This window comes from Acidocella sp., from assembly GCF_035535915.1.
GTDB lineage: Bacteria > Pseudomonadota > Alphaproteobacteria > Acetobacterales > Acetobacteraceae > Acidocella.
The window spans coordinates 1-14,504 of record NZ_DATLPB010000122.1 but is presented as its reverse complement, the minus strand read 5'-3'; the positions used below and the strand labels follow the sequence as shown (position 1 = coordinate 14,504).

General features: G+C 59.8%; 16 protein-coding genes and 2 pseudogenes. 15 read left to right on the top strand and 3 right to left on the bottom strand.

Annotated elements, in window-relative coordinates; genetic code table 11:
* Positions 1-3 precede the first annotated feature (3 nt).
* A complete protein-coding gene (locus VNC39_RS16275) occupies positions 4-1,425 on the top strand; it encodes a DHA2 family efflux MFS transporter permease subunit (RefSeq protein ID WP_325400705.1) in 1,422 nt (473 codons plus the stop codon).
* Between the two features lie 79 nt (positions 1,426-1,504).
* Here the strand turns inward: VNC39_RS16275 and VNC39_RS17500 are convergent.
* The 3 genes and pseudogenes from VNC39_RS17500 to VNC39_RS17495 form a co-directional block, all read right to left on the bottom strand.
* Positions 1,505-1,675: pseudogene (locus VNC39_RS17500) on the bottom strand (IS630 family transposase); the annotation flags it as partial.
* Positions 1,632-1,991 carry a hypothetical protein gene (locus VNC39_RS16270; RefSeq protein ID WP_413788796.1) on the bottom strand — a complete coding sequence of 120 codons (360 nt, stop codon included), beginning with the start codon at positions 1,989-1,991 and terminating at the stop codon, positions 1,632-1,634. The pseudogene VNC39_RS17500 and the gene VNC39_RS16270, both read right to left, overlap by 44 nt.
* A pseudogene (locus VNC39_RS17495) lies at positions 1,984-2,202 on the bottom strand (M48 family metallopeptidase); the annotation flags it as partial. The pseudogene VNC39_RS17495 and the gene VNC39_RS16270, both read right to left, overlap by 8 nt.
* Before the next feature lie 365 nt (positions 2,203-2,567).
* On the opposite strand from VNC39_RS17495, the gene VNC39_RS16265 reads away from it, so the two are divergent.
* From VNC39_RS16265 to VNC39_RS16200, 14 genes are all read left to right on the top strand, one after another.
* Positions 2,568-3,755 carry a transporter substrate-binding domain-containing protein gene (locus VNC39_RS16265; RefSeq protein WP_325400704.1) on the top strand — a complete coding sequence of 396 codons (1,188 nt, stop codon included), beginning with the start codon at positions 2,568-2,570 and terminating at the stop codon, positions 3,753-3,755.
* Positions 3,752-4,399: an ANTAR domain-containing response regulator gene (locus VNC39_RS16260; protein ID WP_325400703.1), complete on the top strand. Its 648-nt coding sequence runs from the start codon at positions 3,752-3,754 to the stop codon at positions 4,397-4,399. The genes VNC39_RS16265 and VNC39_RS16260 overlap by 4 nt, the downstream gene beginning before the upstream one ends.
* A 17-nt stretch (positions 4,400-4,416) precedes the next feature.
* Complete coding sequence (locus tag VNC39_RS16255) at positions 4,417-5,151, top strand: ABC transporter substrate-binding protein (RefSeq protein ID WP_325400702.1); 735 nt, start codon at positions 4,417-4,419, stop codon at positions 5,149-5,151.
* Positions 5,076-5,954: an ABC transporter permease subunit gene (locus VNC39_RS16250; protein WP_325400701.1), complete on the top strand. Its 879-nt coding sequence runs from the start codon at positions 5,076-5,078 to the stop codon at positions 5,952-5,954. The genes VNC39_RS16255 and VNC39_RS16250 overlap by 76 nt, the downstream gene beginning before the upstream one ends.
* Positions 5,951-7,018: a branched-chain amino acid ABC transporter permease gene (locus VNC39_RS16245; protein ID WP_325400700.1), complete on the top strand. Its 1,068-nt coding sequence runs from the start codon at positions 5,951-5,953 to the stop codon at positions 7,016-7,018. Before VNC39_RS16250 ends, VNC39_RS16245 begins: the two co-directional genes overlap by 4 nt.
* Entirely contained in the window at positions 7,015-7,746 is a 732-nt protein-coding gene (locus VNC39_RS16240; RefSeq protein ID WP_325400699.1) for an ABC transporter ATP-binding protein, read from the top strand. Before VNC39_RS16245 ends, VNC39_RS16240 begins: the two co-directional genes overlap by 4 nt.
* A complete protein-coding gene (locus VNC39_RS16235) occupies positions 7,743-8,441 on the top strand; it encodes an ABC transporter ATP-binding protein (protein WP_325400698.1) in 699 nt (232 codons plus the stop codon). The genes VNC39_RS16240 and VNC39_RS16235 overlap by 4 nt, the downstream gene beginning before the upstream one ends.
* A gap of 14 nt (positions 8,442-8,455) precedes the next feature.
* Positions 8,456-9,472, top strand: coding sequence for an acetamidase/formamidase family protein (locus VNC39_RS16230; RefSeq protein ID WP_325400697.1), 1,017 nt, complete (start codon positions 8,456-8,458; stop codon positions 9,470-9,472).
* Entirely contained in the window at positions 9,469-9,717 is a 249-nt protein-coding gene (locus tag VNC39_RS16225; RefSeq protein ID WP_325400696.1) for a hypothetical protein, read from the top strand. Before VNC39_RS16230 ends, VNC39_RS16225 begins: the two co-directional genes overlap by 4 nt.
* A 12-nt stretch (positions 9,718-9,729) precedes the next feature.
* A complete protein-coding gene (locus tag VNC39_RS16220) occupies positions 9,730-10,896 on the top strand; it encodes a M20 aminoacylase family protein (RefSeq protein WP_325400695.1) in 1,167 nt (388 codons plus the stop codon).
* A gap of 165 nt (positions 10,897-11,061) precedes the next feature.
* Positions 11,062-12,363, top strand: coding sequence for an MFS transporter (locus VNC39_RS16215; protein WP_325400694.1), 1,302 nt, complete (start codon positions 11,062-11,064; stop codon positions 12,361-12,363).
* A gap of 176 nt (positions 12,364-12,539) precedes the next feature.
* Positions 12,540-14,039, top strand: coding sequence for a M81 family metallopeptidase (locus tag VNC39_RS16210; protein WP_325400693.1), 1,500 nt, complete (start codon positions 12,540-12,542; stop codon positions 14,037-14,039).
* Between the two features lie 8 nt (positions 14,040-14,047).
* Positions 14,048-14,200 (top strand): hypothetical protein, encoded by a 153-nt coding sequence (locus VNC39_RS16205; protein ID WP_325400692.1) that lies wholly within the window; start codon positions 14,048-14,050, stop codon positions 14,198-14,200.
* A 166-nt stretch (positions 14,201-14,366) separates the two neighbouring features.
* On the top strand, positions 14,367-14,504 hold a 138-nt coding region (locus VNC39_RS16200; RefSeq protein WP_325400018.1), incomplete at its 3' end, for a 2-dehydro-3-deoxygalactonokinase.

Below are 14,504 nucleotides of genomic sequence, written 5' to 3'. Positions count from 1 at the left end.
CGCATGGCCCAAGGCCCGGCTTCGAAAGACGCTGCGGAGGATACCCGGCTCGATCCCTCTGTGTGGAGAATTGCCGCTGTCGCATTGTTTGGCGGTCTGCTCGCGCAGCTCGATGCCACCATCATCAATGTCTCCATGTCAAACCTGGCGACAGATTTGCACGCGAATTTCTCGATCATTCAGTGGGTCATTAGCGGCTATCTTCTGGCATTGGCCCTGGCACTGCCGCTGAACGGATGGCTCGTCGGCCGTATCGGTGCAAAATCGCTTTATCTTTGGTGTTTCGCGGGCTTCACTTTGTCCTCAGCGCTGTGCGGGCTGGCCTGGTCGGCGGACGCTCTGATCGCGTTCCGCATTCTCCAAGGCGTCAGTGGCGGCCTGCTTGCCCCCATGGCGCAGATGATGATCGCCAAGACGGCCGGCAGGCATATGGCGCGCGTGGCCGGTTACATGGCGCTCCCAGTTCTTCTAGCGCCGGTCTTTGGTCCCATCATCGCCGGCGCCATCCTGCAATATGCGTCCTGGCGCTGGCTTTTCCTGGTCAATCTGCCGGTTGGGGCGCTTGCTTTCCTGTTGGCGGTCCTGTTCCTGCCGGCGGACCGTGAAGCGGTGACCGATAAGAAGCTGGACTGGCTTGGTCTCGCTCTGCTGTCACCAGGATTGGCGCTGTGTCTTTATGGCGCTGACAAGATCGGCCAGATGACGGGCAGTGCAACGCTCGCGGCCGGTATCATCATGATTTCCGGTTTTCTCTGGGCGGCACGGCGCAAAGGCGATGCGGCGTTAGTTGATCTGCGGTTGTTCAAGGTTCGGGTCTTCTCGACCGCCGTCATGGCGCAGTCTCTATCGAACGGCGTGCAGTTCGCGGGGCAGATGCTTATCCCTGCTTTTCTGATTCAAGCTTGCGACCGCGCGCCCGCCGAGATGGGCTGGATGCTGGCGCCGCTCGGGCTGGGCATGCTGGTGACTTATCCGCAGATGGGCGCACTGATCGACAGGTTTGGCATCCGCGCCGTATCGGCGGGCGGTGCGCTGCTGACATTCATTGCCACGATGCCGTTTCTCTATCTCGCGCTCAACGGGTTGAATTTGTTCATACTGATTCCCGTGCTGTTCCTTCGCGGATTGGGCATGAGCGCCGTCGGCCTGCCGTCCATGACTGCCGCCTACGCCTCTGTTCCCAAACAGGATCTGCCGATGGCAACGACCTCGCTGAACATCGCCCAGCGTCTCGGCGGGCCGATCATGACGACGCTTTGTGCGACATTCCTTGCCTGGAGGCTGGGGCCGCATGTTTCCGGCCCGGCGGTGGCGATCGCTTACGCCTGGGCGTTTCTGCTTCTCTGCGGCCTCCACGTCGGTGTTTTCCTCGCGGCACGTCAGCTGCCCTGCCGCTTGGACGATGTGAAGCGTACCGAAGGGTAGGCGTAATTTTGGCCGATCGGACCGCGACCTCTTCTGCGCAACGGCGATTGGTACGCCTGCTACTTAGAGCGTGCGGTGGTTAGTTTTGCGCATATCCTGAGTGTCTGAGGTGGTTGGCGCATTCTTGAGCGGTATAGGACGAGAATGGCGCCGATGGCGGCGGAGACGCTCTCCCTGATCCTGGCTGGGTTTCGCGCAGGCGGTGCTTAAGCTTGGCAAAGACCTGCTCGATGGGGTTCAGATCGGGCGAGCATTGCGAATCCGCCGAAGGGTTGAAACACGCGCGGATAGGATTCGTTGCCGCCGAGCCCGAGGCCAGCGGCGAGGTACAGCGACATCTGGTGCCCACCGTGGGGATGCACCTGGCGCCAGGACCAGCCATGACCGCGCAAGAGATCAAGCGTGCGCATATAGTCGGGAAGCCCATAAGACAGCGCGCAATCGAACTGTAGAATGTCCCGATCGCTGCGCATGCCGCCATAGCGGAGCAGATTGCGGACCTCTTGGAACGAGAAGAGGTTTTCGCCGGTGGCGAGCGGGCCGGCGACCTCGCCAAACTCACTCATGAAATGGACCTTGAGCGGTTACTGCCAGTCGACATGTCATGACGGTCGGGCGCCGATTCGCGCCCGGATCCAAACGGCCGTCCAATGGCCCTTGATGGGTATCGAGCCAGCCTTTCGGTTTTTGATAGTCTGGCTGCATGGGGCCAAGATATGCCCGGAACTCCTGACCATGCGACCGGTATTTCAAGTGTGCCAATTCATGCGCACCGACATATTCTAGAAGCCCGCGATGGCCGCATCACCCCACTCCTGGAAGTGGAGGACGCGGCATGCTGGCGTGAACTGTTTATAATTCGAGCAAATGTGCGGCGCGAATGTTGCGTCTCGAACAACTTTTGTGCAGAGTTTGCGCGAATAGCAAAAAAGCCAAGCGACGCTCGGAAAAACGGCGCTTGACAAATCGTTATCGAGCCGATGATGATACGAACGTAGCCGTTTCAAACGGCTCGTCATGATAAAGCGCTTTCTCATAGCTCGGTGCAGTCGCATCGGGAACGGCAAATAGGCCCTCCGGCAGCTCCAGTCTGCCAGAGGGCTTTTTTGCTTTAAGGCCAGAAAGGAGGAGATCGATCGCCGATGCAAAAGGCCGGACACCGTATTCCCATCGGTATCCTGTTTTCGACACTCGGCCCGTACGGAACCATCGGGCGGGAGCTCCGCGATGGCGCCCTACTCGGGCTCGACATGGCGAATGCCAGAGCAGACGGTGCGTTCAGGCTGGAGCCGTGTGTCGTCGATCCGGGCGGCTCGCTTGACCGTTACCGCGCCGCGGCTGATCATCTGCTAACGAACGGCGTTCGTCACATTGTCGGATGCTACACGTCCTCAAGCCGAAAGGAGATTATCCCGAGTCTTGAGAAATTCGATGGGCTGCTCTGGTACCCTTCGCATTACGAGGGATTTGAGAGCAGCCCGAACGTGATCTACACCGGCGCGGCGCCGAATCAGCATGTCGTTCCGTTGGCAAATTGGGCGTTGCCGCGCTACGGCGGACGCACCTATTGCATCGGCAGCAACTATATCTGGGCTTGGGAAAATACCCGGATCATGCGCGACCTCGTGCAGTCTGGCGGAGGTACGATTTTACGTGAACGCTATTTACCCATCGGCTCGACCGATGTGCGTGCTGCGATCCGAGAAATTTCCGAAAGCGCGCCTGATTTCGTGTTCAATACACTCATTGGTGAGTCCTGCTATGCCTTCTATCGCGCTTATCACGAACTCGCGCAGCACGACGAACGCTTCCTGCCGACCAAGCGTCCCATCCTGAGCTGTTCGCTATCGGAACCGGAGTTGCACGCAATCGGGCCCGGCGTGGCCGCTGGCCATATTGCCGCGAGCGTCTACTTCCAATCGATCACGAGTATGGAGAACGTCGCTTTCGTTCGGACCTTCCGGGAACGCTTCGGGGGCAATCGCGTCACTTCGGCGGATTCAGAGGCTGCCTACATGACGATGCTGCTTCTCGCTGCGAGTTTGCACGAGGCCAAAACTGATCAGCTAGGCCCAGTGAAGCAGGCGGCTTATGCCTGCCGACTTTCTGCGCCGCAAGGCGATATGTGGGTTGATCCGGAAAACAATCACGCCTGGCTTACCCCGAGAATAGGCACCGTCACAGCGGAAGGCAGTTTCGAAATCCAGTGGGAAGCGAGCACTCCGTACCGCCCCGATCCTTACCTCGCCTTTTCGCCGAAAGCAGCCGCGGTTGCCAATGGCATGCCCCGACGCGGGGGCCCGCAGCTGCGTCTCGTGAGGTGCCAATGACCTTGCCCAGCTTTTCCGGTCATTCCGCCTTCATCATTCATCGTGCAGATCGTAACCGTGATGCGCTTGAGGCGCAGCTTCGTCGAATTGGCCTCAATGTACAGGCGCATCCGCCGACAGCGTGCTTCTCGCGTGTTGCCGCAGAAGCCGACGTAATTTTCTTTGATGCCGATTCTGGGTGCGACTCTTTATTTTCCTGGGGGCGTTCGCCGCCGCCTGTGCCGTTGGTCGCGCTGTTGGGGTCGGAAGCGCCGGGCCGCATCGAATGGGCGCTCTCGCATTTTGCATGTGCCTTCATGACCAAACCGATCGGATCGAGCGGGGCGTTTCAAGCGCTTGTGGTCGCCCATCACCTGCATGGCGAAATTCAGCGCATGCGGCATTCAGTCGGCGAATTATCTGAACGGCTGAGAGCGCGGCCGCTTGTCGTGCGGGCAGTTCTCGAAGTGATGCGCCAACATCGTCTTGACGAGACGCAAGCGCTCGACCGGCTGCGACGCGCAGCCATGCAGGCGCGCATGACTGTCGAGGCTTTGGCGGCCACGCTTGTGGCGCGGCCCGTGCTCGTAGCCCATCTTAGCGACGAGCGCACACCCTTCGCTGTCGGTCGCGACAACGGCCGGCGGACATCCAAGCAGATCTGAAAGCAAGAGAGGTTTCCGTGAACGAAGAAACGACCCCGCCCAATGGCGCACCCGGCCCGACGCGGCGTACTGTTCTCGTGACAGCGGGCGCAGCAGCAGCCACAGTAGCGCTCGCGCGGCCATCCATCGTCCGCGCGGCAAGCGAAAAGTCGGTCAAGATTGGATTCATCGAAGACCAGTCTGGTAATCTTTCGATCTATGGTATCCAAAAGCTGCATGCGGCGCAGCTTGCGGTACAGGAGATCAATGACGGCTATACGCTCGCCGGTGGGCCGGTTGGGATGGGTGTGCTCGGGAGCTACGGGCTCTATGCCCCCAATCCGCCGACCTTAACCACCAGCGGCGGGACGCTCAACGTAGTGAGCGACGGAGGCACGCCAAGCAACAAGGCGGTCGTCACTTCCGACACCGACGAAATTCTTGTCTCCTCCGGCGAGAAGGGGCTGCTGGGCCAGCCACTGCAGCTAATCTCCGCGGACGGCCAGTCGAACAACATACTCTGGCAGCAGCTCGCCCGCCGCATGATCCAGCAGGACCGTGTGGATGTCCTTTTCGCGGGTTTCGCCAGTGCGGAGCGGGAGGCCATACGCCCGATCGTCGATCAGCATAAGCAGCTCTATTTCTATACCACCGGCCGAGGACCCTTTCTTCAAGATGTTTGCACCGGCGTAGTTCAATGGCTGATACGATCAGCATTCTTTATCAGTTCGGCACGAACGCCTCCTTCTTGCTGCTATGCGCGCTTGGGCTGATCGTCATCTTGGGGATGATGAACATCATCAATCTCGCCCACGGGGAGTTCATGATGCTTGGTGCTTATACGGCAAGTGCCGCCGTACATCAGGGGATTCCTCTACCGCTCGCCGTTTTGCTCGCCGCCGCGGCGGTCGGGCTTTTCGGGGTGATTCTCGAACGCCTAATCGTCCAGCATTTCTACGGCCGCGAATTAGGTGCTTTGGTGGTCACCTGGGGCATCAGCCTCATTCTCGCCCAAGGGGCCTTGCTCGCTTTCGGCCCCTTCATGCCGCCGATCGCTATACCCGGGGGCTCGATCTCGGTGGGCGTCTATTCCTTCTCAATCTATTGGCTTTTCCTGATTGTGTTCTGTGTGGTGCTTCTCGCCGGATTGGCCTGGGTATATCGCGCGACAAATTTCGGACTGGAGGCGCGCGCGGCGATGCAGAATCCGGCTATGGCACGGGCTTTGGGCATTCGGGTGAACCGAATCTACATGATCACCTTCGGTATCGGCTCTGCTCTCGCCGGGCTGAGCGGCGCATTGCTGGCGCCAACAACCTCCATAGCGCCCTTTATGGGCCAGCAATTTGTCGCACCGGCTTTCATCACTGTCGTCGTCGGAGGTGGCGCCAGTGTGATCGGCGGCGCGGTTGGCAGCAGCGCTCTGCTTTCGCTGGTAGAAACGCCAGTCTCGTTTCTGCTCGGAAGCTTCTGGGGCAGTGTCGCGCTGCTCGTCACCGCCCTTGTCGTCATTCGCATTCTTCCGGGTGGTGTCTCCTCGCTCGGCCGGCGTTTGCTTCCGAGGCTGGCGCGATGAGCGTGAAAATGGCTGCACCAATTCTCAGATCCTGCCTGGGTCGCGCGCTCGCCGGGCCGCACGATATCGGCCGCACGAAGCCGGCGTGGCTGGCGATGGCACTTGTCGCCATCAGCTTCCTTTCTTATCCTGCCATCGCCTCGTCGTTCAGCGCCACGAACGTTGCCTATTATTTGCTGAATATACCAATGGCATTCGGCCTCAGCCTGCTCTGGGGCTACGGAGGGGTTCTGAGCTTCGGGCAAGTCGCGTTCTTTGCCGTCTCTGGCTATGTCTATGGCATCGTCTCTGGAAATTTTCCGGATGCTACTTGGGCAACTTGGGCGGGTTCCCTCGCGGGACTCGCGGCAGCGGCGGCTCTCGCCGCAGCCCTCGGCTATTTCATCTTCTATGCGCGCGTCGCTGCCTGGATCGTGCCGATCCTAACCCTTGTGCTCGCCTTGTTGCTCAATACTTTCTTGGGCCTTACAGCAGGTGCACAATGGACGATCGGTCAAGTCGCGCTGGGCGGCTATAACGGGATGACTGGCATTCCAGCATTCCAGATCGGAAGCTTTGTGTTTCAGGACTATGCCTTTTACTACCTCGTTCTTGGCGTCGTCTTAGTTTCCTTCGTCGGATTACGTGCTTTCGTGAATTCCCATCGCGGTCAGGTTCTGATGGCGATCCGCGAGGATGTCATACGCACCGAGCTGCTCGGCTACGATGTGCGGCTGGAGCAGTTGTTCGTCTTCGTGCTGGCCGCTGTGCTGTCCGGCATCAGCGGGCTTCTTTACGTGCAATGGGGAAATTACATCACTCCCTCCGTCACCAGCCTTCAGCAGGCGGCGTTGCCGGTGATCTGGGTGGCAGTCGCCGGCCGCGACAGTCTCCTCGCCGTCGCGATCGTGACCTTCCTGCTGAACCAACTGAGTTACATCCTCTCCTCCGCCGGAAATCAGTATGCGCTTGTGATCATTGGCGTGTTTCTCGTTGCCGTCATGCTGTTCGCGCCGGAGGGGATCGTTCTCCGCCTGGTGCGGCTCGCGCAGCGGTTCCGCATCCGCAAGACGGAGGTCGCATGAGCAAGAATCCTCATGTCCTGCAGGCAATGGCACTTCATAAGCGCTTTGGTGGCGTCGTTGCGGCGAATGCAGTCGATTTCAGCCTCATGCAAGGCGAACTGCGCTGCGTGATCGGGCCGAATGGCGCCGGGAAATCCACGTTCTTCACCCTGCTCTGCGGCATCCAGAAGCCGGATTCCGGGCGTATCCTGCTCAACGGCCACGACGTGACGAAGCTTGAGCCGTTTCGGCGGGTGCGGTTCGGCATCGGCCTTACCTTCCAGAGCAATAGAACCTTCCGTATGATGAGTGTCTCCGAGAATCTGGAGACCGCGCGGCGCGGCAGCATGGCGGCCGATGCGCTGCACTTTCGCATGGCCCTGGTCGCCTTCGGCTTAGCGGACAAGCTCGATTTGCCGACTTCGCGCCTCGCGCATCACGAGATGCAATGGCTGGAGATCTGCATGGCACTGGGTCGCGCTCCGACCGTTCTGCTTCTCGACGAGCCGACCGCCGGCATGTCGCCGGCCGAGACGATGCGCACTGCCGACGTGCTTAAGGAACTCAACCGCGCGGGTCTCGCGATCGTTGTGGTCGAACACGACATCGCCTTTGTGCGCGCCGTCGCTCAGACGGTTACGGTGCTGCATCAGGGAGCGGTCTTCGCGGAGGGTACGGTCGACGAGATCACCGCCCGCGAGGATGTACGCAATATCTATCTCGGCAAGGTGAGGTCGGCCGCGCAATGATCCTCACCGCAGAAGGAGTATGGAGCGGCTACGCCACGGGCGATGTGCTTCGAGATATTTCAATCAGCATGGCTGCAGGAGAAATCGTCGGTGTCATCGGACGCAATGGCGCCGGCAAATCCACATTGATGCGCACCGTTATCGGCCTGCTGCCGGTCCGCCGGGGCAGGCTCAGATTTGCGGATGCCGATGTTACGGCGCTCCGAGCGGAGGACCGGGCGCGCCGCGGGATGGGGTACGTGCCACAGGGACGTCAGGTGTTCCCACGCCTGACTGTGCACGAAAATCTGCGCACCGGTCGCTTCATCGGTGGTGGTAAGGCCCTGGATTTCGACCTCATCTACACGACGTTCCCGGTCTTGAAGGAGCGTTCGCGCCAGCTTGCAGGTACGTTGAGTGGTGGTCAGCAAGAAATGCTCGCGATTGCTCGCGCGTTAATCGCGGGGCCTGCGCTCCTGCTGCTCGATGAGCCAAGCGACGGCGTGCAGCCGAGCATTGTTCAGGAGATCGGTGAAGCCTTGCTCGCTCTCAATCGGACGAACGGCCTGTCCATCCTGATCGTCGAACAGAATCTCGACCTCATGCAGCATGTGGCCCAACGGGCCTACGTGATCGACAAGGGAGAGATCGTCTCTACGCTCGGTGAAGCCGAGATTCAAAACGAAGCCCTACTCTCCGAATATCTCTCCATCTGAAAGGATTACTCGTTATGCTGGAACCGGCAGAGGGTTCGAAAGATTGGCTTACGGAATCGATCATGGCGAAACGCGGTGTCGGGCGTGACCGCGTTGCCGTGACGCATCAGCTGACCGAGGCGGTCCAAGGCAAATACCACTACACGATCGGTCCCTATTCCGATCCGGCGCTTAGTGTGAAGCCTGGGGACCGTATTGTGGTCGAAACGCGCGACGCATTCGAGGGCGCGATTCAGACCGAACAGGATATGCCCACCCAGAAACTCCGCATGCCCTTTCTCAATCCGCAAAATGGGCCCATCATGATCGAGGGCGCAGAGAAGGGGGACGTTGTCGCAGTCCATATCGAAAGTATGGTGCCCCGTGGTCATAATCCCCGTGGCACGTGCTGCATGATTCCCGAGTTTGGCGCGCTTACCGGGACCGCCTATACAGCGACGCTCAACGCGCCATTGCCGGAAAAAGTCCGCAAGATTCATCTTGATGAGAAATCCGTATTCTGGAGCGACCGCGTCACGCTTCCCTACAATCCTCACATCGGTACGCTCAGCCTGTCGCCCGAGATCGATAGTATTAACTCTCTCACTCCAGATAATCACGGCGGCAACATGGATGTGCCCGATATGGGGCCGGGGAGCATCACCTATCTGCCGGTTCGTTCCCCGGGCGGCAGGCTATTCATCGGTGATGCCCACGCCTGCCAAGGGGACGGCGAGGTCTGTGGCGTCGCGGTCGAATATCCATCCGTCACGACCATCCGGGTTGACCTTATCAAGGGCTGGGCCATCGAATGGCCGCGTCTGGAGAAAGAGGAGTTCATCATGGCGATCGGCTCGGCTCGGCCGCTCGAGGATGCAACCCGGATCGCCTATCGGGAGTTGGTCCGCTGGATGGCTGCTGAATACGAGTTCGACCAATGGGACGCCTATATGATGCTCAGCCAGTGCGGCCGCGTTCGGCTCGGTAATTTTGTCGACCCGAAATACACTGTGGGAGCCGCCATTCCGAAGAAATACCTGTTGCCGGCGTGACGACCGGCCCTTGCAAGGTTGCCAAGGTTCAATTCGAAGCGTGGCAATTTGACAAAAACGACCATGCTGGCGCGCTGATCGCCCATGCCGAAGCTGCGGCGCATGAGGGGATCATTCCGCTGCGGTTCCTCGCCTCGACGTATGGCGGTCGTGTTAGCCGCTTGAAATGTCTCGCGATAAGTCGGAGCCTCAGCGAATGGCGTGCGGCGCTGGAACGTCAGCATGCCGCCTGGGTGAATTTCTGAAAGGACGTTTGCATGACCGCTGTCGACACCATTCGCACCTATCATGATGAGTTGACCGCCATCAGGCGGGATATTCACGCGCATCCGGAAATCGGCTTCGAGGAGCATCGCACCAGTGATCTGGTTGCCGCCAAGTTGGCCGAATGGGGCATCGAGGTGCATCGCGGCGTGGGTGGCACTGGCCTTGTCGGTGTGCTGCGCCGGGGCAATGGCGCGGCCAGCATCGGCCTGCGTGCGGATATGGATGCGTTGCCGATCCACGAGGCCACGGGCAAGCCTTACGCCAGCACCAACCCGGACCGCATGCATGCCTGCGGCCATGACGGCCACACCGCGATGTTGCTGGGGGCCGCGCGGTTTCTCGCCGAACATGGAAAATTCAATGGCACGGTGAATTTCATTTTCCAGCCCGCTGAAGAGGGGTTGGGTGGGGCCGAGGCAATGTTGAAAGCGGGTCTGTTCGAGCGCTTTCCTTGCGACACGGTGTTTGGCATGCATAACCGCCCCGGCCTGCCGGTTGGTAAATTCGAAATCCGTCCTGGCGCGATGATGGCCGGCGGCGCATTTTTCGATATCACCGTGAATGGCCGTGGCGCGCACGGCGCCCGGCCCGAGGAGAGCACGGACCCGGTGATGGCCGCCGCGGCGATCACGGGGGCATTGCAATCCATCATTTCACGCAACGTCAAGCCAAGCGATGCGGCGGTGCTGAGCGTCACCTGCCTGCAGTCCGGCCACGCTTATAACGTGATCCCGGAAACCGCTTATGTCCGTGGGACCGCACGCGCCTTTCACCGCGAGACCATGGGGTTGATGGAAGCCAACATGAAGCGCCTGGCGACCAGCGTTGCTGCCGGGTTCGGCGCTACCGCCGAGATCGATTTCCGTTTCCTGTTCGCCCCTTTGGTCAATGACGAAGTGGAAACCCACGCTTACGCCGACGCGGCCGCTGCATTGGTGGGGGCGCAGAATGTCAGCCGCAACGGCCCGGCGGTTATGGGCTCGGAGGATTTCTCCTTCATGCTTGAGGCCCGGCCCGGCGCCTATATCAATATCGGCAACGGCGAGGACAGCGCGCCCGTGCATAACGACCGCTACGATTTCAATGACGAGGCGATACCGCTCGGCGCCGGGTTGTACGCCACCCTGGTGGAACGGAAACTGCCAAAAGGCCATTGAAATATCCTGATCCGGCAGGATATTGCTGTGTCAGTATGTTGTGTTGGGGTTTCGAAAACGCGGCATTATCCTGTCAGGAAAATGCCGCGTTTGTTCATGAAAATTGCTTGACAGAAAAAAGCATGTCTGCGTCAATATCATTGTCCTTTGAAAGGATAATAATTGATGAAATCATCCGTTCATGAATCGAATCAAAAAGATGATGGTGGCTTCAGTGGCGATTCAAGTGGAAAAGCTTCAGACGTCGCTCGGCTTACGGTCTTCTTGCTGTTTCTGGCTTGGGTGATCGATTATATTGACCGGCTCGTCATCACCTTGGCGTTGCCGGCCATCGGCCATCAGTTTCATCTCGACAAGGCGGAACAGGGCCTGATCCTCACGGTATTTTTTATCGCCTATGCGGCATCTCAGGTGCCGGGCGGCGTTCTGGCCGACAAGATCGGCGCCAAACGCACGATGATCGTCGCGCTCGGGACCTGGTCGGTCTTCACCGGCCTCACCGGTCTGGCCTTCAATTATGTATCCCTGCTGGCCATACGCGCGATTTTCGGAGTCAGCGAAGGTATGTTCCCGGCCGCTTCGATGAAGGCGCTCTCCGAACGCATTCGGCCGCAGCAACGCCTCACCGCCACCGGGGTGGTCTTCTGCTCCAATTCGCTTGGCGCCGCCCTGGCTCCTCTGATCGCCGGTCCGGCTCTCGCCGCCGTAGGTTGGAAGAATTCGTTCCTTTTGGTCGCCATTCTCGGCATTGTCATGGCCGCTGCTCTGTGGAAGTTCCTGCCGCGCACGTTGCTCAGCGCAGATGCATCTGAGCCCGTTCGGCACGCAGCCTCCCTCGACCTTCGCAGCGTGCTCACCAGCCGCGCGCTGTGGTTGATTGCCGCGACCTTTTGCGGTTATGATATCGTCCTATGGGGGCTCATTTCCTGGACGCCGAGCTACCTCATGGAAGTCCGCCACATCAACGTGCGCAATAGCGGTATACTGACATCGATACCGTTTTTTGTTGGCACCATCGGCACAATCATCGGCGGCTATCTGTTCGACCGCTTCTTCCATAACAAAATGCGCCGGCTCATCGCCCCGGCGATGGCCGTCTCCGGCGTGTTTTTGGTTGTCATGATCAAGGCGACGACCGTGGGACAGTTCATCCTGTGGGAATCCTGTGCGATTGGCGTCAGTAGCCTCTGCTTCATGCCGATCTACGGTGTCCCGTTGCGGCTTTTGCCGCAAGACTTTGCCGGTGCCGGCATGGGGCTCGTGAACTTTGGGGGCCAGTTTGCCGGCGCCCTCACGCCATTCATCATGGGGGCGATCGCCGATGCCTTTTCCTTCCCGGCGGCGTTCAGTTTCCTGTTATTCGGTGTGGCGTTGGCGATCGTTGCTTCGTTGGCCAGTCCGCAAACCAAAAAAGATTTTGATGCCGCCTTCAGGCGTGAGGCGCCTTATCCTGCGCTCGCGCAATAGGGCGGGTAAAAGCGGTGTGGTCTTGGAATTTGGATGCGGCACCGCCTGAGGCACAATCCTCACCGCCGCGTGTCGAAGCTGCAACCCGATCGGTAGAGGTTCTCTCTCAAAATGCCACAGGTTTTAAATGAAAATATTGGTAATCGCTTGATTTTGTTCATCGGGGGCTAACGTCCATGCGCATTCTCGTTGCGGGATTCCAACACGAAACAAATACCTTTGCGCCGACCAAGGCCGTGTATGAAAACTTTCTGAAGGGCGAAGGCCATCCGGCGATGGCACGCAGCGAAGCATTGTTGTCGCTGCGTGATATCAATATCCCCATCGGAGGTTTTATCAAAGCGGCTCTGGCGGAGGGGCACGAAATCGTTCCCGTCATCTGGGCCGCTGCCAGCCCGTCCGCCCATGTCACACAGGACGCATTCGAGCGCATCGCCGGCGAAATTCTTGACGCCGCGGATCGGCAAACATTCGACGCGATCTATCTAGATCTGCATGGTGCGATGGTGACCGAAGATCTGGATGACGGCGAGGGCGAGTTGCTCGCGCGTCTCCGCGGACTAGTCGGGTCGAAGATACCAGTTGTTGCTTCGCTCGATCTGCACGCCAATGTCACCAAAAAAATGCTGAGCAATGCCGACGGTCTCGTCGCATACCGCACTTATCCGCATGTCGACATGGCTGACACCGGGGAAGCTGTCGCAATGTTCCTGAAGCGTTTTCTTCTTGCTAGGGAGGCGGGGAAGAGGGTTGTCTGCAAATGGCGCCGGTTGCCGTTTCTCATTCCCATCAACGGCATGTGCACGCAACTGGAGCCGGCGCGAACAGCCTATCGTGACGTCGCCGCCAGTGAGACTGACAGTGTACTTTCGGTTTCGTTCGCCCCAGGCTTTCCAGCAGCGGATTTTCCAGAATGCGGTCCGGTCGTCTGGGGTTATGGAACGGAGGAAGCTGTGCTGGAGAAGACGATAGGCCAGCTCGTCGGGCGTTTCACCAGGGACGAACTGGCCTGGGCTGTGCCCTTCCTCGCACCGGAGGACGCGGTCGCTGAAGCAATCCTGTTGTCGCAATTGGCCAGCCGGCCGGTTGTCATCGCGGACACGCAGGACAATCCAGGTGCCGGCGGGGATTCAAACACCATGGGCATGCTGCGGGCGCTACTGACGAACCAGGCGAAGGGGGCGGCGATCGGCCTGATCTGGGATCCAGAAGCGGCGCGCGCCGCGCATCAGGCAGGGGAGGGGGCGAGCCTGCATCTCGCTCTTGGCGGGAGGTCTGGCGTTTCAGGTGATAACCCGTTGGAGGCGGTGTTCGAGGTGGAAACCTTATCTGACGGTCGATTGGTGTTCGACGGGCCAATGTTGAATGGCGTGAAGGTTGAGCTAGGGCCGGTTGCCTGCCTCCGCATCGACGACGTGCGCGTCGTCGTCAGTTCTGTGAAATCGCAGATGTTAGACCGCAATCTCTATCGCGTCGCCGGTATCCAGCCGGAAGCCATGAAAATTCTGGTGAACAAAAGCTCAGTGCATTTTCGCGCTGATTTCGAGCCAATCGCGGAAAAAATCCTCATCGCCAAGGCGCCCGGCCCGATGGCCGCCGATCCGGCGGATTATCCCTGGACGCGGCTCGCCCCGGGGATCCGCACGAGCCCCGGCGGTAAGGCGTTTGCGACCTGACCCGCAGCATGCTCGACCAGGTGCAGGCTGATTTCGACAGCCTCGCCGCTGCCGATCCGCAATGGCGGGCGATCGCCGGCCGTCGAAGTTACCCACGACCAGGTCCGCGACGAGTCCTGCGCGTCATGGCCGCGCCGAAGGTGCGGGAAAAGATCCCCTGATAGAGGCCGAACGGGATGAACATCGGCACGACCGCCCCTGGCAGATGCAGGAAGCCGACCGCTCCCGCGGGAGCGCAGAGGCAGCGCGCCGTCCCGCTCTGGCCGAGAGGCCGGTTACCGCGTTAGGGTACTCCCCAATAGGCCACCAAGCCTCTGGGGGAATGCAATGACCGGAAGACCGCCTCTGCTGGCGCTCGATTGGGGCACGTCCTCGGTCCGAGCGTATCTCCTGGGGACCGACGGAGCGATCATGGACACGCGCGCCGAACCTTGGGGCATCATGCACACGCCTGGGGGAGATTTC